This is a genomic window from Xanthomonas sp. CFBP 8445, assembly GCF_025666235.1.
GTDB classification, from domain to species: domain Bacteria; phylum Pseudomonadota; class Gammaproteobacteria; order Xanthomonadales; family Xanthomonadaceae; genus Xanthomonas_A; species Xanthomonas_A indica.
Map to the genome: position 1 here is coordinate 1,524,317 of NZ_CP102594.1, position 26,383 is coordinate 1,550,699.

The window sequence follows — 26,383 nt, forward strand, 5'->3', positions numbered from 1 at the left end:
CGCGCATTGCTCGAGTGGGCCACCGATGCAGCCTGAGGCAGGCCGCAGCGGTAAGGCCCGTCGGGACTGAAGTCCCTCCCACAAGAGCCATAGTCCAGGCTTTGTCGGTAGAGCCTGTCGCGGCTGAAGCCGCTCCTACGACAAGCGGGGCGCGCGCTGCTTGAGTGGGCCACCGATGCAGCCTGATCCAGGCCGCACCGGTAACGCCCGTCGGGACTGAAGTCCCTCCCACAAAAAGCGTGGTCCACGCGGAATCGATAAGGACCGCCGGGGCTGAAGTCCCTCCCGCAGAGCGCGTGGCAACGCTCCGCGACGGCATCCCAGTGCGCACGCCGCGGCGCCCTAGAACGCGTACTTGACGGTCAACAGCGTCATCATGCCGGCATCCACGATGTCCGACACCGCCAGATTGTGCCGGCCCACGTGGCCCCAGTAACTGTATTCCTTGGTGAGATTGGAGATCGACAGATCCACATTCACCCCATTGTCGAACCGATAGCCCGCATGCAGATCCACCCGCCGCGTCGGCCGCGCCCACAGGTCGTCCCACGGTGCGTTCTGGTGCAGGAAGTCGTAGTTCAGCAGATACGAACTGCTGAAGTGATAGCTCAGGTTCACCGAGAACTTCGAGCGCTCGTAGAACAACTCCAGATTGGCCATCGCATTCGGCGCCGACTGCATCTGCTCGTCTTCGAAGCCGACCATGCCCAGATCCGCGTGCGCATGCTGGCGCGTGGCATTGGCGCTGACGCCCAGCCCGTCGAACGGCGCCGGCAGATCCTGGAAGCGCTGCCGCGCGCTGACTTCCACGCCATAGACGCGGCCGTCGCCGCCGTTGGTCGGCATCTGGTAGAACACCGTGCCGCTGCCGCTGGTGCCCGAATTGGCCTGGCCGGAACCGGCGTCGTAGATGTAGTGGTGCAGGCGCTTGTAGAAGCCGGCCACCGAGAAGAACCCGCCATGGTCGGTCGCCCACTCGCCGGACAGATCCAGGTTGGTCGAGGTGATCGCCTTCAGGTCCGGATTGCCCTGGGTGATGGTGGTGATGCCGTTGGAGATGTTGATCTGGGTGCCGCCGCCCAACTGCACGAACGCCGGCCGCGTATAGCTGGTCCACAGTGCGGCGCGGTAGGTGGTGGCGCTGTCCGGGCGCCAGGTCAGGAACACGCTCGGCAGCGGCTGGTCGTAGTGCGTGCTGTTGGCGGCGAAGTAGCCGACCTGCTGGTTGCCGTCGCTGTCGGTGGGCGTGGTCCAGAAGGTGTTGTGGATGCTGGTGTGCTCGAAGCGCACGCCCGGCACCACTTCCAGGCTGCCGAAGGAGAACGTCGCCATCGCGTAGGCGGCGCTGACCGCCTCGGTGCCGCGCATGGTGTTGCAGTTCCAGTTGTTGACGTAGAACGCGCTGCCGCAGGTATCCAGATCGTCGTCGGTGAGGTGGTCGGCGATCACCCGCGCCACCGCGCCTTCGCTGACCCGCGGCGTGGCCCAGTGGTACTTGCCGGGGAAGATCGCCGCGTAGCCGCCGTTGAAGATGCCCAGGTCGCCCAGGGTGCTGGTGTCGGGCACCGGGCCGGTCCACCAGTCGCGGTTGCTGTAGTGGCGGCTGCTCTTGCTGTACTTGACGCCGAACTGCAGCGTGGTCAGCGCGCCGTCGGCGAAGTCGTAGCGCGCATCGAACTTGGCGCCGCCTTTCTTCTGCCCGGAGTAGATCTTGGTCGATTCGCCGTAGCTGCTGGCGTACAGCGACGGAATGTTGTTGACCTGGGCCAGCAGCGCCGGGGTCAGCTGCGGGTAGGGGAAGGCGCCGCTGCCGTATTGCATCAGGCTGCTGCCGGAGTAGGCGAAGTTGGCCTGGCTGAACTTGTCCTCGCGCCCGTCGATCTCGATGTGGTCGGGGCGGTCGTTGTCGCCGAAGCTGTAGAACAGGTTCGGCGACAGCGTCCAGTTGCCGGCGGTCTTGCGCGCGCCCACCTGGAAGGTGGCCAAGTCGGCGATTTCGGGGTTGGTCTCGTACCAGAAGCGCGCGGCGATGCGGTTGATGTTGGGCGAATACACGCCGGGCGTGGCGCTCGGCACGAAGCTGACGTCCTGCGGCAGCAACTGCACGAAGGTGGTGCCCTGGTCGGTCTTGGCGTAGGCGTAGGTGGCGCGCGCGTACACCGACAGGGTGTCGTCCACGTTCCAGTCGAAGGCGGCATTGCCGCCGTAGCGGCGCTCCCAGCCGGCGACCACGCCGACGTTCATGCCGGTGCTGGTCAGGTTGTCCTGCGGCGCGTAGCCGGCCGCGTTGCTGCCGTCGGCATTGGCGTGCAGGAATTTCCAGGAGCCGTCGTTGAGCGCGCTGGTGGCCGCGGCCACCTCGCTGTTGGTCGAGGTGCGGTAGTCGTAGTAGGCGCTGGCGTAGAAGCCGAACTGCTGCTCGTCGCCGAACTTGTGCTGGAACTCGCCGGCCAGGCCGCCGCCGAGGCCGTCGCCGCCGTAGTCGCGCGCGCGGCTCTCGACGCGGCCGCTGACGGTGACGCTGCCGCTGGTGGCGTCCTTGTAGTCGTAGGCGGTGGGCGTGCGGAAATCCAGGGTGCCGCCGATGGCGTCGCCGTCCATGTCGGCGGTGGAGGTCTTGTTGGCGACGATGGTCTGCAGGCCCGAGGGCGGCAGCAGGCTCAGCTGCACGCTGCGGCTGTACGGCATGCCCTGGGCGACGGTGACGCCGTCGATCAGGTTGACGTTGTACTCGGAGGGCAGGCCGCGCACCGAGGCGAACATGCCTTCGCCGCGCGCGGCGCCGTCGACGCCGCCGAAGTAGCCCGAGCCGCTGTAGGTGATGTTGATGCCGGCGATCAGGCCCAGCGCCTCGGCGACGTTGTGCACGGCGGTGTGCTCGAGGTCGTTGGCCGACAGCACGTCCACCGTGTTCGAGGAGTTCATCTTCAGCGTGCTGGCGTCGTAGCGATTGGCCGCCACGCTGATGGTCTGCAACTGCTTGGCCTCGTCCAGCGCGATCGACACCGTGGCGGCGCCGCTGTCGGCGACCTGCACGGTGGTTTCCGGGGCGCTGAAACCGGGATAGTCCAGTTGCAGCGCGTACTGCCCGGCCGGCACGTCGGCGATGACGAAGCGGCCCTGCGCGTCGGTGACGGCGCTGAGCGCGGTGCCGGCGATGGCGACCTTGGCGTGCGCGGCGGGCTTGCCGCTGCTGCGCTCCTTGAGTTCGCCCTGCACGGTGCCGGCCAGCGCCGGGGCGGTGGCGGCAAGGCCGGTGATGGCCAGAATGGCGGCGCACAGCGCCTTGCGCTTGCAATACGGATGGGTTGCCACGTGACACCTCGCTGATCGTGATCGGTACGGGCACGCGCCGAAGGCGACGCGCCGCTGCGTTCCTGGGAGGCAGACACGGTGGACGGAAGGCGCGCACGCTCGGGCCGCACGCCGGGCGGCGTGCGAACAGGACAAGACGAGCGGACGGCGACCGACGCGTGGCGTCTGCCGGCTGGGCGGACCGTTAAACGGCGATCAGTGGCGTGGCGGCGAGTAGCCGGCGATGCACTTGGAGCGCGAACGCAGCGCGCTCAGCTTGTAGCGACGGGTCATGCGCAGCGGCTCCCGTATGCGCCCGCGCGGTACGCGGACGACATGCAGGGCGCCGGAACTCCGGCGAGGCATCGGTCCTGGCTGCGACGACTGCATGACATGGCACATCACCCCTGGAACTGCCCTGGAAAACGCCGCAAGTGCTGCGGCGTTCGGCGCGTCTGGCATCGTCGATGCGCGGCACCGACGTGTTATCGATACCTCTGTCCCGGAAGACTGTCAATAGGTTGTGAAAAATAAATTCATCCGGCGCCGTGCAGCGCGGTCGGTCGGCCCGGCGGCGTGAACGCGGCGGGCAGTTACGCTGCACCGCCGCAAGCGCTGGCGCATTTCGTAGACGGGGACGCAGGCGGCCCCGTCGCTCATTTGGGCAGGGCCATGCGTCCACTGATCGAGAAGGCGGCGTCCTCGCCGGCCGCGCCGGTACCGGGCTGGCCACCGCCGACGAACAGGCGGTAGTCGCCGGCCTCGACCGCGCGCTGGCCGCTGCGATCGACGTCGCTGAGCTGGCGCGCGTCCAGCGCGAAGGTCAGCGTGCGCGTCTCGCCCGGCTGCAGGTGCACGCGCTGGAAGCCGACCAGGCTGCGCAGCGGCGACTGCGCGCGCGGCGGGTATTGCAGGTACACCTGCACCACCTCGTCGCCGGCGCGCGCGCCGGTGTTGCGCACGGTGGTGCTCACCTGCAGCGGCTGGCCGGCCTGCAGTGTCGCGGTCGACAGCCGTGGCGCGTCGTAGGCGAACTGGGTGTAGCTGAGGCCGTAGCCGAACGGGAACAGCGGCTCGCCCTTGAAGTAGCGGTAGGTGCGGCCCTTCATGTCGTAGCTGACGTAGGGCGGCAGGTCCTTGGTCGAGCGGTAGAAGGTCACCGGCAGGCGGCCGCCGGGATTGATGTCGCCGGCCAGCGCCTGGGCGATCGCGGTGCCGCCGGACTGGCCCGGATACCAGGCGGCGATGATCGCGTCGGCGTGCTGCTTGGCCCAGTTCAACGCCACCGCGCTGCCGCTCATCAGTACCACGACCAGCGGCTTGCCGCTGGCCTTGGCCCGTTCCAGCAAGGCCTGCTGCGCCGCCGGCAGGGCCAGGTCGTTGCGGTCGCCGCCGTCGAAGCCGGGCACGTCGATGCGCAGTTCCTCGCCTTCCACGTCCGGCGACAGGCCGACGAAGGCCACCACTGCGTCGGCCTGCGTCACCGCGCGTTCGGCCTCGGCCAGTTGCAGCGCCGGCGGCGCCAGCCACTCCAGACGCAGGCCCTGGTCCTGGCCGCGGTGCTCCAGCTCCAGGCGGATGCGGCGCGGCCGCGCGTCGTCGAAATGCAGCACGGTCTCGACGTTGCGGCCGTCGGCGTTGTGCATGCCGGCTGGCAGGTGCTTGTCCTCGGCGTTGCCGGCGATCACCAACTGGTCGTCGATGTACAGGCGCACCGGGTCGTGGCCGGCGCAATCGAAGCAGCGCGCCACCCGCACCGCGAGGGTGTAGTCGCCCGGGCCGGGCGGCAGCAGTTCGCCGCTCCAGCGCACCGAATAACGGTCCTTGTCCACGCCCTTGGCCGGGGCCACGTGGTCCCAGTTGAAGCCGACCACGCGGTCCTGGCGTTGCACGCGCGGGGTACCGGCCAAGTCGAGGTTGTCGAAGTATTCGCCGCGCAGCCCGGGCTTGCCGTCGCTGCGCAGGGCGGTTTCGGGGATCATGCCGGGCACGCCGGCGGCCAGCGGCGCGCCCTGTGCATAGGCCACCTGGGCGGCGCCGAAGCGCGTGCGCAGGCCCTGCAGCGGCGTCACCGGCTGCACGGAGGTGCCCTGGTAGTTGGCTTCCAGCGCAGCCAGCGCGTCGGCATTGGGGCCGAGCACGGCCAGGCGCAGGCCCGGGCGCAGCGGCAGGGTGGCGTTGGCGTTCTTCAGCAGTACCAGCGATTGCTGCGCGGCCTGCAGCGCCAGCGCGCGGTGCGCGGCGCTGTCGATGTCCCTGGCGCCCAGCCGTGCGTACGGATCGTTGCGCCGCGGCTGCAGTTCGCCGAGCCGGTAGCGCGCGGCGAACAGGCGCACCAGCGAGCGGTCGAGCAGGGCTTGGTCGGCCTCGCCGCGGTCGAAGGCCAGGCCGAGCTCCCGGTAGGCGTAGCCGCAGTTCAGATCGTGCCCGGCCTTGAGCGCCGCGGCGGACGAGCCGGCGTTGTCGGGGCGGTAGTAGTGGAACTGGGTCATGTCGTCGATCGCGTCGCAATCGGACACGACGAAGCCCTTGAAGCCCCAGTCGCCGCGCACGCGGCCATCGAGCAGCCAGTCGGCGGCGCAGGCTGGCGTGCCGTGCAGGGAGTTGTACGCGCACATCACCGAGCCGGCCTGGCCGTCGACGATGGCGGCGCGGAACGCCGGCGAGTAGGTGGCCTCGAAATCGTGCGGCGACACGTCCACGTCGAAACCGTGGCGGCCCGGTTCCGGCCCGCTGTGCACGGCCAGGTGCTTGGGCGTGGCGATGGTGCGCGGGTGCGCCGGATCGTCGCCCTGCAGGCCGCGGATGAAGCCGACCGCCAGCCGTCCGGTGAGGTAGGGGTCCTCGCCGTAGGTCTCCATGCCGCGGCCCCAGCGCGGGTCGCGGAAGATGTTGATGTTGGGCGACCAGATGGTCAGCCCGGCGTAGCGCGGATGGTCCTTGCCGGGGCCGCCGGCAAGATTGAACTTGGCTCGCGCCTCGGTGGAGGTGACGGTGCCGACGTCATGCAGCAGCTCGGGGTTCCAGGTCGCGGCCAGGCCGATCGCCTGCGGGAACACCGTGGCCTCGCCGTTGCGGGCGATGCCGTGCAGGCCCTCGCTCCACCACTCGTAGGCGGGCACGCCCAGGCGCGGAATCGCCGGTGCATCGTTCATCGCCTGCGCGATCTTCTCGGCGCGGGTCATCTTCGCCACCAGCGCGGCGGCGCGATCCTCGGCCTCGTCGGCGTGGGCGAGCGGGGCGGCGAGCAGGCCGATCGCACACAGCGCCTGTGCCAGCGGCTGTAGGAGCGGCTTCAGCCGCGACCGCACGCCGGCCGATCCGCGGAGCATCTCCCCGCCCATCACTTCGCCTCCGCCGGTTCGGCCGGGGCACCCGCCAGGGTGCTGCCCAGGTCGCGCACCTGCAGCGCCGCGCGCACCTGCTCCAGCGTCGCGCTGCTGTGCACGCGCACGGTCAGCGGTTCGCCCGGCAGCAGGTCGAAGGCGTTGTCGGACTGGGTCACGTCGAGGTCGCCGAAGCTCAGCCACACCTGCGCCGCAAGCGTGGCGCTGCTCAGGGTCAGCGCATAGCCGTCGCCATCGGCACGCAATTCGCTATGGATCTCGGCCTGCGGCCACTGCAGGTGCTTGGCCGCGTCGAAGTACACCAGGGTGCGCGACAGCACGCGCTCGCCGTCGAGCAGTTCGAACACCGCCACGCTGCTGCGCGGATCGGCGCGGCGCAGTAACTGCGCATCGCTGAAGCTGCCCACGCGCACACTGGACAGCGGCGCCAGGGTCACCGGCTTCTCGGTCTTGCTCAGCACCTTGCCGGACAGGTCCATCACCCGCATGCGCCAGCGCGCGGCCAGCGGCGTGGTGCGGTCGGAGACCAGCGACACGGTCGTCTGGCCCTGGTCGTTGCGCAGTGCGGCGATCAGTTCCGGCGCGTAGAAGCGGCGCGCGTGGTACTGCAGCGCCTTCCAGCGGCCGAAGTAGTCCAGGCTCGACCACGAGGCGCCGGGCCACACGTCGTTGAGCTGCCAGTACAGCGAGCCCATCGATTGCGGCCGCGATGCACGCAGGTGTTCGGCGGCCAGGGTGATGCCCTCGGCCTGCATGATCTGGCTCAAATAAACGAAGCTGGCGAAGTCCTTGGGCTCGCCGAACGCACGGCGGATGTACAGCAGCAGGCGCTGGTTGCCGTTGCCCTTGTCGAACTTCTGGTGCGCGCGCATCACCGGCGATTCCGGCTTCAGGTCGCCGGGTTCGGCGAAGGCGCGGATGGTGCGCAGTTCCGGGAACGACTGCAGGCCGTATTCGGACATGAAGCGCGGGGTCACGTTGAGGTATTCGGTGACCGGCAGCGCCGGGCCGCCCCAGACCTTCCAGTAATGCATGTCGCCGTCGTCGGGCTGGTCCGCGGCGCCGTCGAAATCGGTACCCGGCGAGGTCGCCCAGTACGGGGTGTCGCTGTCGTACTTCTGCACCGCCTCGCGCAGCACCGTGCCGAACAGCGTGGTCATGCCGCGGACGATGCGCTCGCGCTCTTCCGGGTCGATCGACTGCTTGAACTTGACCCGGTCGCCCCAGTTCTCCCAGCCGGTCTGCACTTCGTTGTTGCCGCACCAGATCACGATGCTGGGGTGATCGCCGAGGCGCCGGACCTGCTCCTCGGCCTCGGCGCGGGTGTTCTCGCGGAAGGCGACGTCGTAGGGCGGGATCGCGCCGCCGAACATGAAGTCCTGCCAGATCATGATGCCCAGGCGGTCGGCGTCCTCGTAGAAGCTGTCCGGCTGGTAGTGGCCGCCGCCCCACATGCGCAGCATGTTCATGTTGGCGTCGCGCGCGGACTGCAGGAAGCCGCGCATGCGCGCGGCGTCGACGCGGGTGGGGAAGCTGTCGAACGGGATCAGGTTGGCGCCCTTGGCGAACACCGGGATGCCGTTGACCACCAGGGCGAAGCTCTTGCCCCACTGGTCCTTCTCGCGGCGCAGCTCGACGCTGCGCAGGCCGGTGACGCGCTGCGCCTCGAAGCGCTCGCCCGCCGCATCGCGCAGGTGCGCCTTGAACGTGTACAGATCCTGGCGGCCATAGCCGGCCGGGAACCAGCGCTGCGGCTTGGCGATGCGCACCGGCACGGTCAGGGTGTTGGCGCCCGGGTCGACGACCGCGCGCTGGCTGAACTGGCCGACGCGCTGGCCGTCCGGGCCGAGCACGTCCAGGTCCAATTGCACCTCGCCGCTGCGGCCGGCCTGCACCTGCAGTTGCGCCAGCAACTGCGCCGCGTCGGCGTCCACGCGCTGCTGCGCGATGCGCAGGCCGTCCACGCGCAGGTCGTCCCAGGCCTCCAGGCGCACGCCCTGCCAGATGCCGGCGGTGACGATGCGCGGGCCCCAGTCCCAGCCGAAGTTGTACGGCGCCTTGCGCACGTAGGTGGAGCTGTGCCGCGCCACCGGCTCGTCGCCGAACGCCGAGTCGTAGGCGCCGGGCAGCGCATACGGCTGCTTGGACAGCCACGGCTGGATCTTCTTGATCGGCGAGGCGATGCGCACTTCCAGCACGTTGTCGCCGCGCTTGAGCAACGGTTTGGCGTCGACCCGCCACTGCCGGAACATGTTGTCGGCGGCGAGCAGCTTCCTGCCGTTGAGATAGACCTCGGCGAAGGTGTCCAGGCCATCGAACACCAACTCCAGGTGCGGGCGCGCCAGCAGGGCCGCGTCGACCTGGAACCGGGTCTGGTACTGCCAGTCGCTCAGCCCGGCCCACTGGATCTGCGCTTCGTTGTCGCGATAGAACGGATCGGGCACGACCCCGGCGGCGATCAGGTCGGTCTGCACCGTGCCCGGCACCTGCGCCGGCAGCCATTGCGCCGCCTTCGGATGCGCGTTGGCGTTGGCATCGCCCGGCGCCAGCCGCACCTGCCAGCCCTGCTGCAGCGACAGCGTCGTCGGCGCCGCCGCCTGCCCTAGCGCCGGCAACACCAGCGCCAGCAGCAGCCCGAGGCGGGCGGGAAGGCGCGTGCGCGACGCGAAACGGGAGCGGCGGGGCGGCTGGGTCATGCGAGGGTCTCCGTGGTCAGTGCGCGGCGGCGGGAGGCGCCTGCGCCGCGGTGTCGATCAGATGGACGGCGCCGATGGCGTAGTACGGCCCGGCGATGGGCGCGGTGGAGCGCAGGCACAGGTCGTGCACGCCGGTCTGCTTGGGCAGCCGCGCTTCCAGCGCGAACTGGTCGCCCAGGGTCTTGCCGGCCGGCATTGGCAGCCGGGCCAGCAGCTTGCCCTTGCAGTCGCCCAGCCGCACCTCGAACTCGCCGCGCGCGCTGTGCGCCGGGTAGCGCTTGACCTTGGCCTGGTCGTGCGCCAGCCCGTAGTTGCGCGCCAGGCGCGCGGCGTCGATGCGGATGCGGTCGACGCCGTCCAGGCGTGCATCGGCGTAGCGCCAGCAACTGGTGAACAGGTCGATGTTGAACACCGGCGTGTCCTGCTCCGCCAGGTCCGGCAGCAGCGGCACGCGCAGGCCCAGTTCGCCGCCGGCGCACGAGCTCAGGCCCTGGGTATCGCGGCTGAGCAGGTTGGCGCGGTCGAGGATGCGGCTGCGCGGCGCGGCCAGCAGGCGGCCGTCGTCGGCGAAGGTGGCCGCACGCACGGTGACCGGCAGGGTCACCGCGAACGGCGCGGTGTAGCGCGGCGAGTCGGCCTTGGGCTCGCTGCCGTCGGTGGTATAGCGGAAGCTGCCGAACTTGGCCTGGTTGCCCAGCACCACGGTGGCCTGGCCGCTGTCCAGCGCCGCGTTGTCGCCGCCCTGCACGGCGATGTCCGGGGCGAAGGCGCCGTCGCCATAGGCGATGCCCTGCAGGCGGTAGCGGTCCAGCTGCGCCGGCATGCGCTGCAGGAAGCCGTTCCAGTCGCGCGCGGCCATCGGCGACCAGCCGGCCTCGGCCACCGCGCTCAGCCGCGGGAACAGCGCATGGTCGATATGCCAGGCGGAAGGGATGTACTCGCTCCACAGCGCCGCCTGCACGCCGAGCACGTGCTTGCTCTCTTCGGGGCTGAGCGCCGCCGGCACCGGGTCGAAACCGTAGACCTTCTGCAGCGGCAGCGTCGCCAGGCGGCCGTTGGGCTCGTCGTTGCGCGCGCTCTGCAGGTTGTCCAGGTACATCCAGCCGGCCGGCGCCAGCACCACGTCGTGGCCCTGCTTGGCGGCGGCGACTGCGCCGTCCACACCGCGCCAGGACATCACCGAGGCACTCGCGGGCAGCCCGCCTTCCAGGATCTCGTCCCAGCCGATCAGGCGCCGCTGGTGCTGGGTGAGGTAGTCGGCCAGTTGCTGGTTGAACCAGCCCTGCAGCGCATGCGCGTCCTTGATGCCGAGCTTGCGCATCTGCGCGCGCACCGCCGGCGAACGTTCCCACTGGTCCTTGACCGCTTCGTCGCCGCCGATGTGGATGTACGGCGAGGGGAACAGCTGCAGCACTTCGTCCAGCACGCCGCGGATGAAGGTCATGCTCTTGTCGTTGGTGTTGAACAGGTAGGGATTGACGCCCCAGTCCACCGACACCTTGGGCCGCTGCCGGGTCACCCCGACCAGTTCCGGATACGCCGCCACCGCGGCCTGCGCGTGCCCGGGCATGTCCAGCTCCGGCACGATGGTGATGTGGCGCGCGGCGGCGTAGGCCACCAGGTCGCGGATCTGGTCCTGGGTGTAGAAGCCGCCGTAGCGATCGGGCAGGCCATGGGTGCCGGCGCCGGGCGGGGTGCGCCAAGCACCGATCTCGGTGAGCTTGGGATAGCGCTTGATCTCGATGCGCCAGCCCTGGTCGTCGGTCAGGTGCAGATGCAGCACGTTGAGCTTGTGCTGGGCCATCGCGTCGATCAGGCGCTTGACCGTGTCAGGGCCATGGAAGTGCCGCGCCACGTCGAGCAGCACGCCACGCCAGCCGAAGCGCGGCCAGTCGCGGATGTGCACCTGCGGCACGTCCACCTCGCCCTTGCCGGCGTCGGGGGTCATCAGCTGCCAGGCGCTGATCGCGCCGTAGAACAGGCCGCGTTCCTCGCGCGCCTGGATCAGCATGGTGCGCGGGTCCACGTCCAGCGTGTAGCCCTCGGCTTGCGCCACCTCGGTATTGGGATTGAGCTGCAGGCGGATGCTGCCGTCGGCGGGGATGGTCTCCTCGCGCACCTCCAGCGACAGCCCGCGGGTCTTGCTCAGCAACTGCGACAGTTGCTCGGCCACGCGCTGCGCGCCGGGGTCGTCGAGGGGCACCGACAGCGCAGCGCCGGCGCGGATGGTCAGGGTGCCGCCGTCGCGCTCGGCCTTGGCCGGCGCCGGGATCAGCGGCAACGGCGTCTTGTCGTCGTCGTCATCGTGTTTCGGGGCCGGCGGCGGCGCCGCGGCGGGCTTGGCCGCGGGCGCCGGAGTCGGCGGCGGTGCGCGGTCGCAGCCGCCGAGCAGGCTGCCACAGGCGAGCAGGGACAACCCCAGCCAGGCGTTGCGGGAGGCCGCCGCGATGCGCGCGGCGGCGAGCATCGGGCGGTGCGGCAATCGGGGGTGTGCACCCACTGCAGTCATCGGTCTACCTCAAGCGATCGAGATGCGTATCGTAGAGGCTGCGGGGTAGCCTGAGGTGAGCGCGGCGCGTTCGGCGCGCGCCGCATGCGCCGCGTGTCGCATCTCGAGCGCGCGGCCGCTCAGCGCGCCGCGGTCGGCAATTCGTCCCAGACCTTGGGATCTTCGGCGCCCAGCACCCAGCAACTGAAGCCTTCCAGGCCGTACTGCTTGACCAGGTCGTAGCGGGCGCGGAAGCTGCGCGCGTCCGGGCGGAACACCCATTCGCGCATGTCGTCGCGGTAGAAATAGAACCACGACTCCTGCTCCACCGGATCCCATTGCACGGTGGCGTTCTGCTCCACCGCCAGCGGGAACGACTCGTCGGCGTCGATGTAGTCGGCGGTGATGTTGGAGGCTTCGGTGCCGTCGGGCTTGACCGGATTGCCGGTGTACCAGCGGTAGCCATAGGTAGCGATGCCCAGCGACAGCTTGTCCTTCGGTACCTGGGTCAGCGCGTAGTCCAGGTGCTTCTTCATCCACACCATGCCGTCCACCGGGCCGGGCGTGGTCCAGCGGGTGTGCTGGTCGTAGGTCATCAGGCTGATCAGGTCGGCCGAGGCGCTCAGCGCCTTGAGGTCGTAGGCGCCGCGCCAGTACTCCCACATCCACTTTGCGAATGCGCCGCCTTCGGCGTAGCCCGGTGCGTTCGGCACCACCGCCACCGACAGCTTGAAGCCGGCGTTGTGCAGCGCCTCGGCGGTCTGCTTGACCATCAGCGAGTAGGCGTCGCGGTCGGTCCAGGCGATGCTCTCGAAATCGAACTGGAAGCCGTAATAGCCGTGCTTGCGGCCGTGGATCAGCAGCGCGGCGATCATCCGCTGCTTGGCGTCCTCGTCGTGCAGCAGCTTGTGGAAGCCGTCGCGGCCGGCGGTCATCGACAGGATCGGCATCACCCGCAGCTTGTGCTGCTTGGCGATCTCGTACAGGTACAGGTTCGGGGTGCCGTTGACCAGGCCGCTCTGGTCCACGCCGTACCAGGTCGGCACCACCACATCGATCTTGTCGAGGTGGGCCAGGAACGAATTGGTCGATTTCTGCGTGTTCATCAGATAGAACAGCGCAGTCGGGTTCTTGGCCATGGCTGGGGCGCAGACCAGGGCGAGGGCGAACAGCAGCCCTGCGAAACGCTTCATCATCGGGAGGGATCCGTTGGCGGGGTGGGGGAGGACAGATCGATGCGGAACACGTAGGCGTGTTCGCCCACCGGCTTGGCCGGCAGGCGCAGGTGCAGGCCGTCGGCGCGCTGCTCGAACGGCACCGGCTTGCCGCTGGCGAGCAGGGTGACGCCTCGCACGCCGTCGGACGGCTTCAGCGAGCGGATCAGCGCCTGGCCGTCAGCCGGCCAGCCCAGCTCGATCGCGTACAGCGCGCCGTGGCCGGTGGTGAAGCGGAAATCCGCGGGCGTGTACGGCTTGGTCTTGGTGTCCTGGAAGGTGCCGCCGACCACTTCGGTCGGGCCTTCGCCGTAGCTGCGCCACGGCGTGCTGTCGTAGATCGCCTCGCCATTGGTCTTGAGCCATTTACCGATCGACAGCAGGATCGCGCGTTCGGTGTCCGGGATCGAGCCGTCGGCGCGCGGGCCGATGTTGAGCATCAGGTTGCCGTTCTTGCTGACCACGTCCACCAGCATGTGGATGATGAAGGTCGGCGTCTTGTAGGTGTCGTTCTCGACATAGCCCCACGAGGCGTTGCTGACCGAGGTGTCGGTCTGCCAGTGGGTGGGATGGATGCCGGTGAGCTGGCCGCGTTCGATGTCCAACGTGCCGGCGCCCTCGGGGAAGGCGCCGAGCTTGTAGTTCACCACCACGCCGCCCTTGGCCGCGCCGTGGTTGTAGTAGTACGAGAGCATGGTCGGCAACGTGCCGCGGAAGGTCGGGTGCGCGATCCACCAGTCGAAATAGATCAGATCCGGGTCGTAGCGGTCGATCAGTTCGGTGGTGCGCGCCAGCCAGTCGTCCAGCCAGGCTTGCGAGACCGGAGTCCAGTCGTTGTGCACGTCGGCGTCGTCCTTGCCCGGCAGGCGGACCTGTGCGGGGCCGTACAGGCCGGCGTAGCGCGGGTCGTTGACGTCCGAGTCGAACTGGCGGCCACCGTCGAAGAACCAGTCATGCTCGGCGCGGTGCGAGGACAGGCCGAAATGCAGGCCCTGCGCGCGGATCGCCTTGGACAGCTCGCCGATCACGTCGCGCTTGGGCCCCATCTTCACCGCGGTCCAGTCCGACAGCTGCGAGTCGTACATCGCGAAGCCGTCGTGATGCTCGGCCACCGGCACCACGTAGCGAGCGCCGGATTCGCGGAACAGCGTGGCCCAGGCCTGCGGATCGAACTTGGGCGCGGTGAACAGCGGGATCAGGTCCTTGTAGCCGAAGCGCGACTGCGGGCCGTAGGTCTCGCGGTGATGCAGGTAATCCTTGCTGCCCTGCTGGTACATGTTGCGCGAATACCACTCGTTGCCGAAGGCCGGCACCGAGAACACGCCCCAGTGGATGAAGATGCCGAACTTGGCGTTGTCGTACCAGGACGGCGAGCGGTACTGCTTGAGCGAGGTCCAGTCGGGTCGGAACGGTCCGCCGCGCGCGCCATCGTTGGCTTCGCGCACCAGACGCGCGCGTTCGGGCGCGTACTTGGCAGTGGCTTGCAGCCACTGCTGGTCGATCTGTTCCGGACTGAGGGTGGTGGCGGTCGGCGCTGTCGGCGACGGCGCGTCCGCGGCGCCGGCGGGCAGGGCCGTCAGCGCGAGAATGAGGGCCAGCGCGCTGGCCAGGGTCTGGCGTGCGGCTCCGGCGTGGCGGGATCGGTCCGCACGGGGGCGGGTCTCGGTCGTCATGGAACGGCACTCCTTGTTGCAGAAGACGATGCCGGCGCCGCCGCGCCGGACACGAAACAGCGCGCCACCGTGGAGGGACGGTGGCGCGCCGGTGCTACATCAGAACTTGAAGTTCAGCTGCGCCTGGTAGCCGCGGCCGTTCTTGTACATGCCGATCGGCGCGTACTTGACCTCGTTGTACCAGTAGTAGGTCGAGTCGAGCAGGTTGGTCGCGCTGAAGCTCACGCTCATCCAGTCGTTGATCTGATACGACGCGGTCAGATCCAGCTGCTTGTACTCGTCGGTGAACACCTGCGAGTTCAGGCGACCCACCTGGGTGAAGTACTTGGAGCGGTAGCTGTAGTTGACGCGCACCATCCACGGACCGTTTTCCCAGTAGGGGATCACGTTGTAGGTGTTCTTCGACAGGTACGGCAGGTTCAGGCCGGTGCTGGCGTCGGCGGTGGCGTAGGTGTAGTTCGCCTGCAGACCGAAACCGTAGCCGAAGGCCTGCTGGTAGTTCAGCGAGGCGCCCTTGACCTTGGCGTCGGAAGCGTTGATCGGCGAGCTCACCGAGTACAGGCCGCTCACCCCGGACACCGCGTCGGTCAGCTGCTGCTGCGTGGTGGTGGTGACGATGTACGAGCTGATGTCGCGGTAGAACAGTTCCGCCGACAGCATGCTGGACGGCGCGAAGTACCACTCGGCGGCCAGATCGTAGTTGGTCGACTCGTAGGGCTTCAGGTCCGGATTGCCGCCGCTGGCGGTCAGGTTGCCGTTGCTGCTGTTGATGGTGAACGAACCGGCCAGGTCGCCGTAGCGCGGACGTGCCATCACCTTGGCCACGGAGAAGCGCAGCACCTTGTCGGTGTCCAGATCGTAGGCCAGGTTGAAGCTCGGCAGCGGCTTGTAGTACTGCTTGGTCACCTGCGTCTGATTGTAGGTGGCGCCGCCGTCATTGCTCTGCCAGTACAGCGACTTGTCCTTGGTGTCCACATAGCGCACACCCAGGTTGCCGCGCCACGCGCCCGACTCGAAGTTCAACTGCGCGTACAGGTCGCTGGTGATTTCCTTGACGTCGAACGAGGAGCCGTAATCGATCTTGTATGGACCCTGCGGCTGGCCGCGCAGGTAGCTGATCACCGAGTTGAGGTTGGCGGTCGACCAGTTGGTCAGGTCGCCGCTGGCACCCAGACCGTCGTACAGGCCGCTCGGGGTGGTGCCGGGGCTGAAGTCGGTCAGCGAGATCGCATCGGTGGTGTTGATGCGGTTGCCGCGGGCGTCGACGCCGTTGTCGTGGTTGATGTACTTGTAGCCGACCTGCAGCTTGTTCAGCGGGCCCCAGTCCAGGTCGCGCGCGGCATCGAACTGGAAGTACTTCTCCTTGTCGGTGCTCTTGGCGTAATAGATGCCGCCGGCCTGCATCGCCGATTTGTCGGTGGAGCCGGGCGCCAGACCAGCCGGCGAACCAACCAGGCCCCAGTTGGAGGCGCTGCCGTTGTCGTAGGTGACGCCAGTATTGCTGCCGTCGTAGTTGAAGTTGTAGCCGCCCTTCTGCAGCAGGAACTTCATCAGGTACTCGGGGTTCTTGCCGCCGGTGGCCTCGGTGGTGCCGGCCTGGGTGGTGAACACCCACTTGTCGCCATAGAAGTCGTGGCGCAGGTTCAGGCTCTTGGTGGTGACGGTGCTTTCGCGGTAGTTGGTGTCGAGCTGCGCGTACGGCTGACCATTGCCGGTCGCATCGGACAGCTTGCCCTCGACGATGTAGCCATTGTTGAGCGTGGCTTCGGTGAACTTGTCGCGGTCACCGCAGCCCGGGCAGACGTAGCGCGATTCGCTGAAGTTGTTGTACTTGCCCTTGATGTAGATGCCGGTCAGGTTGAACTCGTTCTGATCGTTCGGCTTCCACTGCAACGCGCCCTGCAGGCCGTTGCGCTCGCGGGTCTGCTGGAAGAAGGCGCTGTTGATGCCCACCGGGAACTTGGCGGTATTGATGTCGCCACTGCCATTGATCGTCGCGTTGGGATTGATTCGCGAAGAGACGGTCCCGTCGGCGTTGTAGGTGGTGCCGGTGCCGTAGCCGAAGAACTCGATGCCGGCGCGCGACAGGTCCTGCTTGTCGTGGGTGGCGGAGATCAACGCACCGAAGGTCTCGTCGTCGTTCTTCCAGCTCCACAGCGCCGAGCCGCGCGGATTGCCTTCTTCCGAACGGTCGTTGTAGTTGTAGCCGATCGAGCCGCGGATGGTGTTCTTCGGCAGGTCCAGCGGCTTGCGGGTGTGCACGATCACGGTGCCGCCGATCGAGCCTTCGTCGATGCGCGCTTCCGGAGTCTTGTAGACCTCCATCAGGCCGATGATCTCCGGCGACAGCAGGGTGTAGTTGAAGGTGCGGCCGCTGGTGTCGGTCGGGTTGCCGCCCCAGTCGCCCGAGGCGATGGTCTGGCCATTGAGCAGCACGCGGTTCAGCGCCGGGTCGGTGCCGTTGATGCTGACCTTCTCGCCTTCGCCGAACTGGCGGTCCACGCTGATGCCCGGCAGGTGCGCCAGCGACTCGGCGGCATTGGTGTCCGGGAACTTGCCGATGTCTTCGGCGCTGATCGCATCGACGATGGAGTTGGCCGAGCGCTTCACCGACTGGCTCTTCTCCAGCGAGGCGCGGTAGCCGGTGACGGTGATGGCATCCAGCTGCTGGACGTTCTTGGAATCCGCGTTGGCGGAAGCGGGCGCTTCCTGCGCGGCGGCGTTACCGGACAGGTACAGCGCGGCCATGATGCTGATGGCTAAGGTCGTGGTGCGGCTATTCATTGGCTAAACCTCTGGGTGAGTACTTGGGCATGAGGTGCCAACCGATGTTCCGGCGTGCTGGCCGCTGCCCGGCCTTGTGGATGGGCGCCGCGCCTGGTGGCGCTGCGCGGATCGCATCTCGATGCGCGTCGTCCGGTCGCTGACGCGGAAGTAGCCAACCGGCGGCATCGAGGGCGCCGGTTCTTCCTGTGTTCCTGCAGGTAACAACCAAGTCCAGCAATGAAGCAGTGCACCTGCTGCCTGGTCCGGGCGCGGCTGCGTCCGTGCCCGGCGCGGGCGTGGTCTCGTCGGTTCGGGGATGCCGATTGCGGCGTCAGCGCGCGTCCTGCCACTTGGCGCGGGAGGAGCGGCGATGCGTCGCTGTATCTGAATCCCCTGAACGTGGCATGTCTTGAAGTTGTAAAACTTGTGTGAGCCGAGTCTGTCGTAGCGCTGACAGCGTTGTCAACACCCGTTTCACGCGGTTTTGACGGTTGCAAGCAAGGCTCGCCGCGGCATCTTTCTGCCGGCTTTCACAGCGTGTCCGGGGGCTGCTCTAGGTGCTTGTCTACAAAAGAAAACATGCTGGAAGATGGCGGCGACACCGCCGTTGTGACCGACAGGCCCAGGCGCGGCAAGGGCTGCCGGGTTGCCAGGCATGTGGCAAAAATTTGTGCGATGCGGCGAAATTTTGCGACGGATGTTCACCCATGCAACGGGCCTCCTCGGCCGACCCTCACGACGGCCGGGCGATCACCCACAAGAAGGCGACGTGGTGAAGACAAAACGGCAAACCGGTGAATTTCACCTTGACAACGTTGTCAAGGTGGTCGGACACTCGATCGATCAATCGGCCGAATCGGCGTGCGCCTGCTCTGGCGCAACGGGAGAAGACGTGTCCGCAAGCAGTTCATCAGTGGCAGCGGCCGTGCCGCGCGCCGAGCCTTTCATTGCTGCCGATGTCGGCGGAACCCATGTCCGGATCGGCTTGGTCGCACGCGCTGCCGGCGCCGGCCCTGCGCCGGCCGTCGATGTACTGGACTACCGCAAGTACCGCTGCGCCGACTATCCCGGCCTGGCAGAGATCATTGGTGAATTCCTCGATCAGGTGCAGGGGCCGAAGCCGACCCGCGGCGTGATCGCCAGTGCCGGTTATGCACTCGAGGACGGGCGCGTCATCACCACCAATCTGCCGTGGACGCTGTCGCCGCCGGAGATCCGCGAACGCCTGGGTCTGACGGCGCTGCCCCTGGTCAACGATTTCGAAGCGGTGGCGTATGCGGCGGCGTCGATGGACGCCAGCGAAGTGCTGCATCTGGCCGGGCCGCGCAAGGCGCAGCGTGGGCCGGCCTTGGTGATCGGCCCGGGCACCGGCCTCGGTGCCGCGGTGTGGATTCCGACCCACGGCGGCGCCGTGGTGCTGGCCACCGAGGCCGGCCATGCCGCGCTGCCGGTCGGCAACGAGCTGGAACTGGCGATGGCGCAGCGCTTGTTGCGCGACCGTTCCTATGTGCCGGTGGAGCATTTCCTGTCCGGCCCCGGTCTGCTCAATCTGTATCGCGTGCTGTGCGACCTGCGTGGCGTCACGCCCACGCATGCCGCACCGAGCGACATCACCGCGGCGGCGCTGGCCGGCGACGATCCGCTCGCGCACGAGGCGCTGTCCGCGTTCTGCGGCCTGCTCGGCAGCGTGGTCGGCGACATGGCGCTGCTGTACGGCGTGCAGGGCGGCATCTACCTGGCCGGCGGCTTCCTGCCGCAGATCGGGGCGTTCCTGTCCGCGAGCAGTTTCGTCGAGCGCTACTTGAACAAGGGCGCGATGCGTCCGGCGCTGGAGCAGATCCCGGTGAAGCTGGTCGAGCACGGCCAGCTCGGGGTGATCGGCGCGGCGAACTGGTTCCTGCAGCAGCGCGACTGAGGCGCTGGGCGGTCGCGCCGGCACAGGCCGCGTCCTGCGGCCGGCGTGCGTGCGAGTGCATCCCGCAGGCTTTGATCTCTAGTGCATGCCGGCGCTTGCGCTGCCGCATCGCGCCTACAGGGCGCGCCTGCCAGCAACGGGAAGTGTCCTGTAGGAGCGGCTTTAGCCGCGACGGACTTCCCGGGAAAGCCTGGTCGCGGCTGAAGCCGCTCCTACGTGTGCGCTGGCCGTCGTGATGAGAGGCTCTCGGCGTCGCTCCTGCAGGGCAGGCCAGCTTCGGCATGAGCCGATGATTCGCCGTTCCCGACTGGCTGGGCTGCAGTCCAGGTGGGTGGCTGCGCCCGTTTCGCTACATATAAGAAGGAAGGACGCCGACGGAGGTCCGATGGCATGGCGTCGCGTCCGGTGGCAAGCCAATGCCTGCGGCGCGTCCGGCGCGGCGCCGCCTACGTTGGGGCGTGCCCGAACTTACAAGTCGCCATGGTGCGCCTGCAGCGCCGCGATCGCGGCCAGGCCAGCGGTTTCAGTGCGCAGGATGCGCGGCCCCAGCCGCAGGCCGACGAAGCCGGCCGCCTCCAGCGTGGCGCGGTCGCGCGGCGACCAGCCGCCTTCCGGGCCGATCGCGATCGTTGCCGCGTCGCCGCTGATCTCCAGCGTGCGTAGGCGGTGTTCGCCCTGCGGGTCGAGGGTCAGCCGGCATGGGCTGTGCGCGGCGGCGCGCGCGGCGTCGGCCAGCGCCAGCGGCGCGCTCAGTTGCGGCACGCGCGCGCGACCGGACTGTTCGCAGGCCGCGATCACCACGCTGCGCCAGTGCGCCACGCGCTTGTCCACTCGCGCCGCGTCCAGCTTCACTTCGGTGCGCTCGGCCCACACCGGCACGATCGCGGCGACGCCGAGCTCGGTGGCCTTCTGCAGGATCAGGTCCATCTTCTCGCCGCGCGCCACGCCCTGCAGCAGGGTGATCGCCAGCGGCGACTCGTTGTCGGTCGGCCGCGCCGCGCCGATGCGCACGCTGGCGTTGCGCTTGCCTGCCTGCAGCAGTTCGGCGTGGTAATCGCTGCCGTCGCCGTTGAACAGCACGCAGGGGTCGCCTTCGCGCAGCCGCAGTACGCGCAGCAGGTGGTTGGCGACGTCCTCCGGCAGGCTCAGCTCGGCGCCGGCATGCAGCGGCAGGTCCACATGGCAGCGGGTCAGGCGCATGCCACCGCCTCGTCGATCGCCGCCAAGGTGGTCTCGGCCAGCAGCGCCAGCTGCGCGGCATCCACGCAGTAGGGCGGCATCCAGTACAGCACGTCGCCCAGCGGGCGCAGCACCACGCCGCGCGCCAGCGCGGCACGGTAGGCATGCAGGCCCACGCGCGCCGAGGCCGGGAAGGGTGTGCGCTTGTCGCCGTTGCGGGTGAGTTCGAACGCCACCACCATGCCGGCCTGGCGCACGTCGGCCACGTGCGCATGCTCGGCGAACGGCGCCGACAACGCGCGCATGGTTTCGGCGGTGCTGCGGTTGCGCGCGATCACGTCGTCCTCCTGCAGGATCCGCAGCGACGCCAGCGCCGCCGCGCAGGCCAGCGGGTTGCCGGTGTAGCTGTGCGAATGCAGGAAGGCGCGTTCGCGGCTGTCGTCGAGGAAGGCGTCATAGAGATGCTGGGTGGCCAGCACCGCCGAGAGCGGCAGGAAGCCGCCGGTCAGGCCCTTGGACAGGCACAGCAGGTCCGGCATCACCCCGGCCTGCTCGCAGGCGAACAGGGTGCCGGTGCGGCCGAAGCCGGTGGCGATCTCGTCGGCGATCAGGAACGCGCCGTTGGCGTCGCACAGTTCGCGCGCCCGGCGCAGATAGGCCGGGTCGTGCATGCGCATGCCGCCGGCGCACTGCAGGCGCGGCTCCAGGATCACCGCGCAGATCTCGCCGGGATGGCGGTCGAACAGGTCGGCCAGCGCATCGGCGGCGGCATCGGCGCGTTCGCGCGCGCTCTGCCCGGGCGCGGCCTGGTAGGCGTCGGGCGAGGGCGCGAACAGCGCCTCGGCCAGCAGCGGCGCATACACCCGCCGGTACAGCGGGATGTCACCGACCGCCAGTGCGCCGATGGTCTCGCCGTGGTAGCCGTTCTCCAGCGCGACGAAGCGGGTGCGCCCGGGCTCGCCGCGGTTCTGGAAATAGTGGAAGGCCATCTTCAGCGCCACTTCCACGCCGGCCGAGCCGTTGTCGGCATAGAACACCTTGGCCAGCGGCGCGCGGCCCTCCTGGCGCGGCGCCAGCGCCAGCAGTTGTTCGGCCAGCAGCACCGCCGGTTCGTGGCTGAAACCGGCCAGCATCACCTGTTCCAGTTGCGTGCCCTGGGCGGCGATGGCCGCGGCGATGCGCGGTTCGCCGTGGCCGAACAGGTTGGTCCACCAACTGCTCACCGCATCCAGGTAGCGGCGGCCGCCGTGGTCGATCAGCCAGGCGCCTTCACCGCGTGCGATCGGGACCAGGGGCAGGGTGTCGGGGTGCTCGCGCATCTGCGTGCACGGGTGCCAGAGCACGGCCAGGTCGCGCTGGCGCCACGCGTCGGCCATCTGTGCTGCGGTCAGGTCTGATAGCATTTCGCGCTCATGAACAGGTTCTTCGCTCCGCGCATTCTATCGATCGACGCCGCCCGGCGCCGCAGGGTGCCGGCGTGACCCGTCCGTTGCCGGTCATCCATGCCGTGCGCGAGCGCAGCGAATCGGCCACCGAGCGCCGGGTCGAGGAACTGGACCTGGAGTTCAGCAACGGCGAACGCCGCGTGTTCCACCGGCTCAAGGCGCCGGGCCACGGCGCGGTGGTGGTGGTGCCGATGCTGGATGCGCAGACCGTGCTGCTGGTGCGCGAGTACGCCGCCGGCGTGCACCGCTACGAGCTGGGCCTGGTCAAGGGCCGTATCGACGCCGGCGAGACGCCGCTGCAGGCGGCCGACCGCGAGCTCAAGGAAGAGGCCGGTTATGGTGCGCGGCAACTGCGCGTGCTGCGCGCGATGACCCTGGCGCCGACCTACATGAGCCACCAGTCGTGGCTGGTGCTGGCGCAAGATCTCTATCCCGAACGACTAGCCGGCGACGAGCCGGAGGAATTGGAAGTGGTGCCCTGGAAACTGGCTGAACTGGATCAACTGATGTTGCGTGAGGATTTTTCCGAGGGGCGTTCGCTGGCGGCGCTGTTCATCGCCCGCGAGTGGCTGGGTCGCGCCGAATGATCCGTCTGACCAGTGATTTGCGCGAAACCGTGATCGCCATCGCCATCGATGCCGCCGCGGCGATCATGTCCGTCTACGCCACCGGCTTCGAGGTGGAGCACAAGGCCGATACCAGTCCGTTGACCCAGGCCGACCTGGCCGCGCACCAGATCATCGTCGAAGGCCTGGAACGGCTGACCCCGGACCTGCCCGTGCTGTCCGAGGAATCGGCACAGATTCCGTGGGAGGTGCGCCAGCACTGGACCACCTACTGGCTGGTCGACCCGCTCGACGGCACCCGCGAGTTCGTCAAGCGCAATGGCGAGTTCAGCGTCAACATCGCCCTCATCCACCAGGGCGCGCCGGTGTTCGGCGTGGTCCAGGCGCCGGTCGATGGCCGCGTCTGGCACGCGGTGCGTGGCGAGCAGGCGTACCGCCGCGAGGGCTTCCGCGATACCGCGTTGAACACGCGGCGCCCGGCCACCGCGCCGCTGCGGGTGGCGGCGAGCCGCTCGCACCGCGACGCGCGCACCGACGCGCTGCTGCAGCGCATGGGCGAGATCGAACTGGTCGCGCAGGGCTCCTCGCTGAAGTTCTGCCGCATCGCCGACGGCGACCTGGACGTGTATCCGCGCTTCGGCCCGACCTCCGAGTGGGATACCGCCGCCGGGCAGTGCGTGCTGCAATCCGCCGGCGGTGCGCTGCTGGCCGCCGCGACCGGCAAGCCGTTCCGCTACAACCGCCGCGAATCGCTGCTCAATGGCGACTTCGTGGCGCTCGGCGATCCGGCGCAGCCCTGGCGCGACTGGCTGGGCTGAGCCGCGCCGCACGCGCGCGCCGCATGGCGCGCGCTCTGCCACACTAGGGGTCAGGCGGCAGCGGTGCCGTCGCACCGGAACCCGCCCGTGACCCCAGCCCGCTACGACCTTCCCGCCCTGCTCGACATCATGGCGCGCCTGCGCGACCCCGCGCAGGGCTGCCCCTGGGACCTGGAGCAGGACTTCGCCAGCATCGCCGCCTACACGGTCGAAGAGGCCTACGAAGTGGCCGACGCGATCGATCGCCAGGATCTGGCCGGGTTGAAGGACGAACTGGGCGATCTGCTGCTGCAGGTGGTGTTCCATGCGCAGATGGCGCGCGAGCAGGGCGCGTTCGGCTTCGACGACGTGGTCGCGGCGATCTGCGACAAGATGGTGCGCCGCCATCCGCACGTGTTCGGCGACAGCCAGGTGGCCGATGCCCAGCAGCAGACGCTGAAGTGGGAAGAGATCAAGCGCGCCGAGCGTGCCGCCGCCGGCGAGCGCGACGGCTCGGCGCTGGCCGGCATCGCCCGCGGCCTGCCGGAATGGCAGCGCGCGCTGAAGCTGCAGTCGCGCGCGGCGCGGGTCGGCTTCGATTGGCCCGGCCCCGCGCCGGTGCTGGACAAGGTGCAGGAAGAACTGGAAGAAGTGCGCGCGGAGCTGGCGCATGGCGCCGCGGCCGATCCGGCACGGCTGCAGGACGAGATCGGCGACCTGCTGTTCGTCTGCGCCAACCTGGCGCGGCATGCCAAGGTCGACGTCGGCGCCGCGCTGCGCCATGCCAACCTCAAGTTCGAACGTCGCTTCCGCGCGATGGAGCGCTTGGCGCAACAGGACGGCGGCGCGCTGCACGGCCTGGCCCTAGCCCAGCAGGAGGCGTACTGGCAGCGCGCCAAGGACGAAGAGCGCGCCGCGGCCGGATGAAGACGCTGCTGCTGTTCGTGCTGACCGCCGTCGCGGAAATCGTCGGCTGCTACCTTCCTTATCTCTGGCTGCGCGAACAGCGCAGCGCCTGGCTGCTGGTGCCGGCTGCAGGCAGCCTGGCGGCCTTCGTCTGGCTGCTGACCCTGCACCCGGTCGCCAGCGGCCGGGTCTATGCGGCCTACGGCGGCGTCTATGTCGCTGTCGCCTTGCTGTGGCTGTGGGCGGTGCAGGGCATGCGCCCCACGCGCTGGGACCTGCTCGGCGCCGGCCTGTGCCTGGCCGGCATGGCCGTGATCATGTTCGCGCCGCGGCAGGGTTGAGGCCTGCGCGGTAGGCGGTCCTCGAAAAGTCTCTTACGACGAATGAGAGGCGGACTCCGTAGGAGCGGCTTCAGCCGCGACGGGCGCTCTCGGTGACGCGCGTCGCGGCTGAAGCCGCTCCTGCGAAGCGCACGGCGCGCCCCGCGGAGTTGCGGCACAACGCGTTAGAGGTGCCCTGAAGCCGCTCCTGCAGGTGAGTTCGCAGCCCATTGTGCCGAGGCGATGCGATTTGCTGGCGGTGCCCTCCAGGTACGCGGTTTACACCAGGCTGCAGCGTTGCGGGCATGCCTGTCGCGGCGCTGTCGTCCACCACCTATCCGTGTCCGGCGCCTGCACCCCAGGAGGGCGTCCACGCGCTGCGAGCGAACGCCCATGCCCCGGCGTATGCTGGACGCCTGCGTCGCCTCGGGAGGGCCATCGCATGCGCCGCTTCGCCAGTTTCCGCGCGTTCTATCCGTTCTATCTGAGCGAGCACCGCCATCCGCTGTCGCGTCGGCTGCATTTCGTCGGCAGCGTCGGCGTGCTGGCGAGCGTGTTGCTAGCGCTGTGCACCGGTCAGCCGCGCTGGCTGTGGGCGGCGCCGATCTGCGGCTACGGCTGCGCCTGGATCGGGCATTTCGTGTTCGAGAAGAACCGCCCTGCCACCTTCAAGTACCCGCTGTATTCGCTCGCCGGCGACTGGGTGATGTTCAAGGACATGCTGCTGGGCCGCATCCGCTGGTGACCGGCATGTGCGCGTACGCTGGCTATACTGCGGATTCGATTCCTTTTCTGGTTAATGGAGCAACCTGATGCCGTCCACTTTCTTCTTCGCGGTGGTGCTGTTGGCCGCCGGCGTGATCATTCTGTTCAAGACCGTGCGCATGGTGCCGCAGGGATTCCAGTGGACGGTGGAGCGCTTCGGTCGCTACACCCACACCCTGTCGCCCGGCCTGCATTTCCTGATTCCGGTGGTGTACGGGGTAGGGCGCAAGGTCAACATGATGGAGCAGGTGCTGGACGTGCCCAGCCAGGACGTCATCACCAAGGACAACGCGGTGGTGCGCGTGGACGGGGTGGTGTTCTTCCAGGTGCTGGACGCCGCCAAGGCGGCGTATGAAGTGTCGAATCTTGAGATCGCCACGATCGCGTTGGTGCAGACCAACATCCGTACCGTGATCGGCTCGATGGACCTGGACGAATCGCTGAGCCAGCGCGAGACCATCAATGCGCAGCTGTTGAACGTGGTCGACCACGCCACCAATCCGTGGGGCATCAAGGTCACCCGCATCGAGATCCGCGACATCCAGCCGCCGCGCGACCTGGTCGATGCGATGGCCCGGCAGATGAAGGCCGAGCGCGAGAAGCGCGCGCAGATCCTCGAGGCCGAGGGTTCGCGGCAGTCGGAGATCCTGCGCGCCGACGGCGAGAAGCAGGCCGCGGTGCTGGAGGCCGAAGGCCGCAAGGAGGCCGCGTTCCGCGACGCCGAAGCGCGCGAGCGCCTGGCCGAGGCCGAAGCGCGGGCGACGGCGATGGTGTCCAAGGCGATCGCCGAAGGCGACGTGCAGGCGATCAACTACTTCATCGCGCAGAAGTACGTGGAGGCGTTCAAGGAGCTGGCCACCGCGCCGAACCAGAAGTTCGTGCTGATGCCGATGGAGTCCAGCGGCATCATCGGCTCGATCGCCGGCATCGCCGAACTGGCGCGCGAGGCGCTGAACAAGCAAGCCACCCCGCCGGCAGTGCCGCGCGTGCCGCCGCGCACCGGAGTCTGAGC

At 68.6% G+C, this 26,383-nt stretch carries 16 protein-coding genes; 7 read left to right on the plus strand and 9 right to left on the minus strand.

Features of this window, described 5'->3' with window-relative positions:
* Nucleotides 1-342: 342 nt before the first annotated feature.
* From NUG21_RS06415 to NUG21_RS06445, 7 genes are all read right to left on the minus strand, one after another.
* The gene (locus tag NUG21_RS06415; protein ID WP_263392605.1) at nucleotides 343-3,315 is read right to left on the minus strand and encodes a TonB-dependent receptor; all 2,973 of its coding nucleotides are present in this window, start codon (nucleotides 3,313-3,315) and stop codon (nucleotides 343-345) included.
* Nucleotides 3,316-3,950: 635 nt separating this feature from the next.
* Entirely contained in the window at nucleotides 3,951-6,626 is a 2,676-nt protein-coding gene (locus NUG21_RS06420; RefSeq protein ID WP_263392606.1) for a glycoside hydrolase family 3 C-terminal domain-containing protein, read from the minus strand.
* Between the two features lie 11 nt (nucleotides 6,627-6,637).
* Complete coding sequence (locus tag NUG21_RS06425; RefSeq protein WP_263392607.1) at nucleotides 6,638-9,337, minus strand: beta-mannosidase; 2,700 nt, start codon at nucleotides 9,335-9,337, stop codon at nucleotides 6,638-6,640.
* 16 nt (nucleotides 9,338-9,353) lie between these two features.
* Nucleotides 9,354-11,846 (minus strand): family 20 glycosylhydrolase, encoded by a 2,493-nt coding sequence (locus tag NUG21_RS06430; protein ID WP_263392608.1) that lies wholly within the window; start codon nucleotides 11,844-11,846, stop codon nucleotides 9,354-9,356.
* A 119-nt stretch (nucleotides 11,847-11,965) separates the two neighbouring features.
* The gene (locus tag NUG21_RS06435) at nucleotides 11,966-13,021 is read right to left on the minus strand and encodes a glycosyl hydrolase family 18 protein (protein ID WP_263392609.1); all 1,056 of its coding nucleotides are present in this window, start codon (nucleotides 13,019-13,021) and stop codon (nucleotides 11,966-11,968) included.
* The gene (locus tag NUG21_RS06440) at nucleotides 13,018-14,712 is read right to left on the minus strand and encodes an alpha-L-fucosidase (protein ID WP_263392610.1); all 1,695 of its coding nucleotides are present in this window, start codon (nucleotides 14,710-14,712) and stop codon (nucleotides 13,018-13,020) included. Before NUG21_RS06440 ends, NUG21_RS06435 begins: the two co-directional genes overlap by 4 nt.
* 99 nt (nucleotides 14,713-14,811) lie before the next feature.
* On the minus strand, nucleotides 14,812-17,496 hold the full coding sequence (locus NUG21_RS06445; RefSeq protein WP_263392611.1) for a TonB-dependent receptor: 2,685 nt from the start codon (nucleotides 17,494-17,496) through the stop codon (nucleotides 14,812-14,814).
* An 874-nt stretch (nucleotides 17,497-18,370) separates the two neighbouring features.
* Between NUG21_RS06445 and NUG21_RS06450 the strand changes: the two genes are divergently transcribed.
* The gene (locus tag NUG21_RS06450) at nucleotides 18,371-19,393 is read left to right on the plus strand and encodes a glucokinase family protein (RefSeq protein WP_263393041.1); all 1,023 of its coding nucleotides are present in this window, start codon (nucleotides 18,371-18,373) and stop codon (nucleotides 19,391-19,393) included.
* 468 nt (nucleotides 19,394-19,861) lie between these two features.
* Here NUG21_RS06450 and NUG21_RS06455 read toward each other — a convergent pair whose 3' ends face one another.
* Entirely contained in the window at nucleotides 19,862-20,593 is a 732-nt protein-coding gene (locus tag NUG21_RS06455; RefSeq protein ID WP_263392612.1) for a 16S rRNA (uracil(1498)-N(3))-methyltransferase, read from the minus strand.
* Nucleotides 20,584-21,975 (minus strand): adenosylmethionine--8-amino-7-oxononanoate transaminase, encoded by a 1,392-nt coding sequence (gene bioA / locus NUG21_RS06460; protein WP_263392613.1) that lies wholly within the window; start codon nucleotides 21,973-21,975, stop codon nucleotides 20,584-20,586. Before bioA ends, NUG21_RS06455 begins: the two co-directional genes overlap by 10 nt.
* 86 nt (nucleotides 21,976-22,061) lie before the next feature.
* Between bioA and nudE the strand changes: the two genes are divergently transcribed.
* From nudE to NUG21_RS06490, 6 genes are all read left to right on the plus strand, one after another.
* The gene (nudE, locus tag NUG21_RS06465; RefSeq protein WP_202406913.1) at nucleotides 22,062-22,604 is read left to right on the plus strand and encodes an ADP compounds hydrolase NudE; all 543 of its coding nucleotides are present in this window, start codon (nucleotides 22,062-22,064) and stop codon (nucleotides 22,602-22,604) included.
* Complete coding sequence (cysQ, locus tag NUG21_RS06470; RefSeq protein ID WP_242161068.1) at nucleotides 22,601-23,401, plus strand: 3'(2'),5'-bisphosphate nucleotidase CysQ; 801 nt, start codon at nucleotides 22,601-22,603, stop codon at nucleotides 23,399-23,401. Before nudE ends, cysQ begins: the two co-directional genes overlap by 4 nt.
* A gap of 129 nt (nucleotides 23,402-23,530) precedes the next feature.
* Nucleotides 23,531-24,307 carry a nucleoside triphosphate pyrophosphohydrolase gene (mazG, locus tag NUG21_RS06475; RefSeq protein WP_160946536.1) on the plus strand — a complete coding sequence of 259 codons (777 nt, stop codon included), beginning with the start codon at nucleotides 23,531-23,533 and terminating at the stop codon, nucleotides 24,305-24,307.
* On the plus strand, nucleotides 24,304-24,627 hold the full coding sequence (locus NUG21_RS06480) for a YnfA family protein (RefSeq protein WP_263392614.1): 324 nt from the start codon (nucleotides 24,304-24,306) through the stop codon (nucleotides 24,625-24,627). Before mazG ends, NUG21_RS06480 begins: the two co-directional genes overlap by 4 nt.
* A gap of 421 nt (nucleotides 24,628-25,048) precedes the next feature.
* Nucleotides 25,049-25,351 (plus strand): Mpo1-like protein, encoded by a 303-nt coding sequence (locus NUG21_RS06485; RefSeq protein WP_019798030.1) that lies wholly within the window; start codon nucleotides 25,049-25,051, stop codon nucleotides 25,349-25,351.
* Between the two features lie 67 nt (nucleotides 25,352-25,418).
* Nucleotides 25,419-26,381, plus strand: a complete 963-nt coding sequence (locus tag NUG21_RS06490) for an SPFH domain-containing protein (protein WP_242080756.1) — start codon at nucleotides 25,419-25,421, stop codon at nucleotides 26,379-26,381.
* Nucleotides 26,382-26,383 lie beyond the last annotated feature (2 nt).

Coding starts and splice junctions, on each gene's coding strand:
- NUG21_RS06425 (WP_263392607.1), bottom strand. CDS start 9,337: ATGACCCAGCCGCCCCGCCGCTCCCGTTTCGCGTCGCGCACGCGCCTT.
- NUG21_RS06455 (WP_263392612.1), bottom strand. CDS start 20,593: ATGCGCCTGACCCGCTGCCATGTGGACCTGCCGCTGCATGCCGGCGCC.
- NUG21_RS06490 (WP_242080756.1), top strand. CDS start 25,419: ATGCCGTCCACTTTCTTCTTCGCGGTGGTGCTGTTGGCCGCCGGCGTG.
- NUG21_RS06480 (WP_263392614.1), top strand. CDS start 24,304: ATGAAGACGCTGCTGCTGTTCGTGCTGACCGCCGTCGCGGAAATCGTC.
- NUG21_RS06485 (WP_019798030.1), top strand. CDS start 25,049: ATGCGCCGCTTCGCCAGTTTCCGCGCGTTCTATCCGTTCTATCTGAGC.
- bioA (WP_263392613.1), bottom strand. CDS start 21,975: ATGCTATCAGACCTGACCGCAGCACAGATGGCCGACGCGTGGCGCCAG.
- NUG21_RS06430 (WP_263392608.1), bottom strand. CDS start 11,846: ATGACTGCAGTGGGTGCACACCCCCGATTGCCGCACCGCCCGATGCTC.
- mazG (WP_160946536.1), top strand. CDS start 23,531: ATGGCGCGCCTGCGCGACCCCGCGCAGGGCTGCCCCTGGGACCTGGAG.
- cysQ (WP_242161068.1), top strand. CDS start 22,601: ATGATCCGTCTGACCAGTGATTTGCGCGAAACCGTGATCGCCATCGCC.
- NUG21_RS06435 (WP_263392609.1), bottom strand. CDS start 13,021: ATGATGAAGCGTTTCGCAGGGCTGCTGTTCGCCCTCGCCCTGGTCTGC.
- NUG21_RS06440 (WP_263392610.1), bottom strand. CDS start 14,712: ATGACGACCGAGACCCGCCCCCGTGCGGACCGATCCCGCCACGCCGGA.
- NUG21_RS06445 (WP_263392611.1), bottom strand. CDS start 17,496: ATGAATAGCCGCACCACGACCTTAGCCATCAGCATCATGGCCGCGCTG.
- NUG21_RS06420 (WP_263392606.1), bottom strand. CDS start 6,626: ATGCTCCGCGGATCGGCCGGCGTGCGGTCGCGGCTGAAGCCGCTCCTA.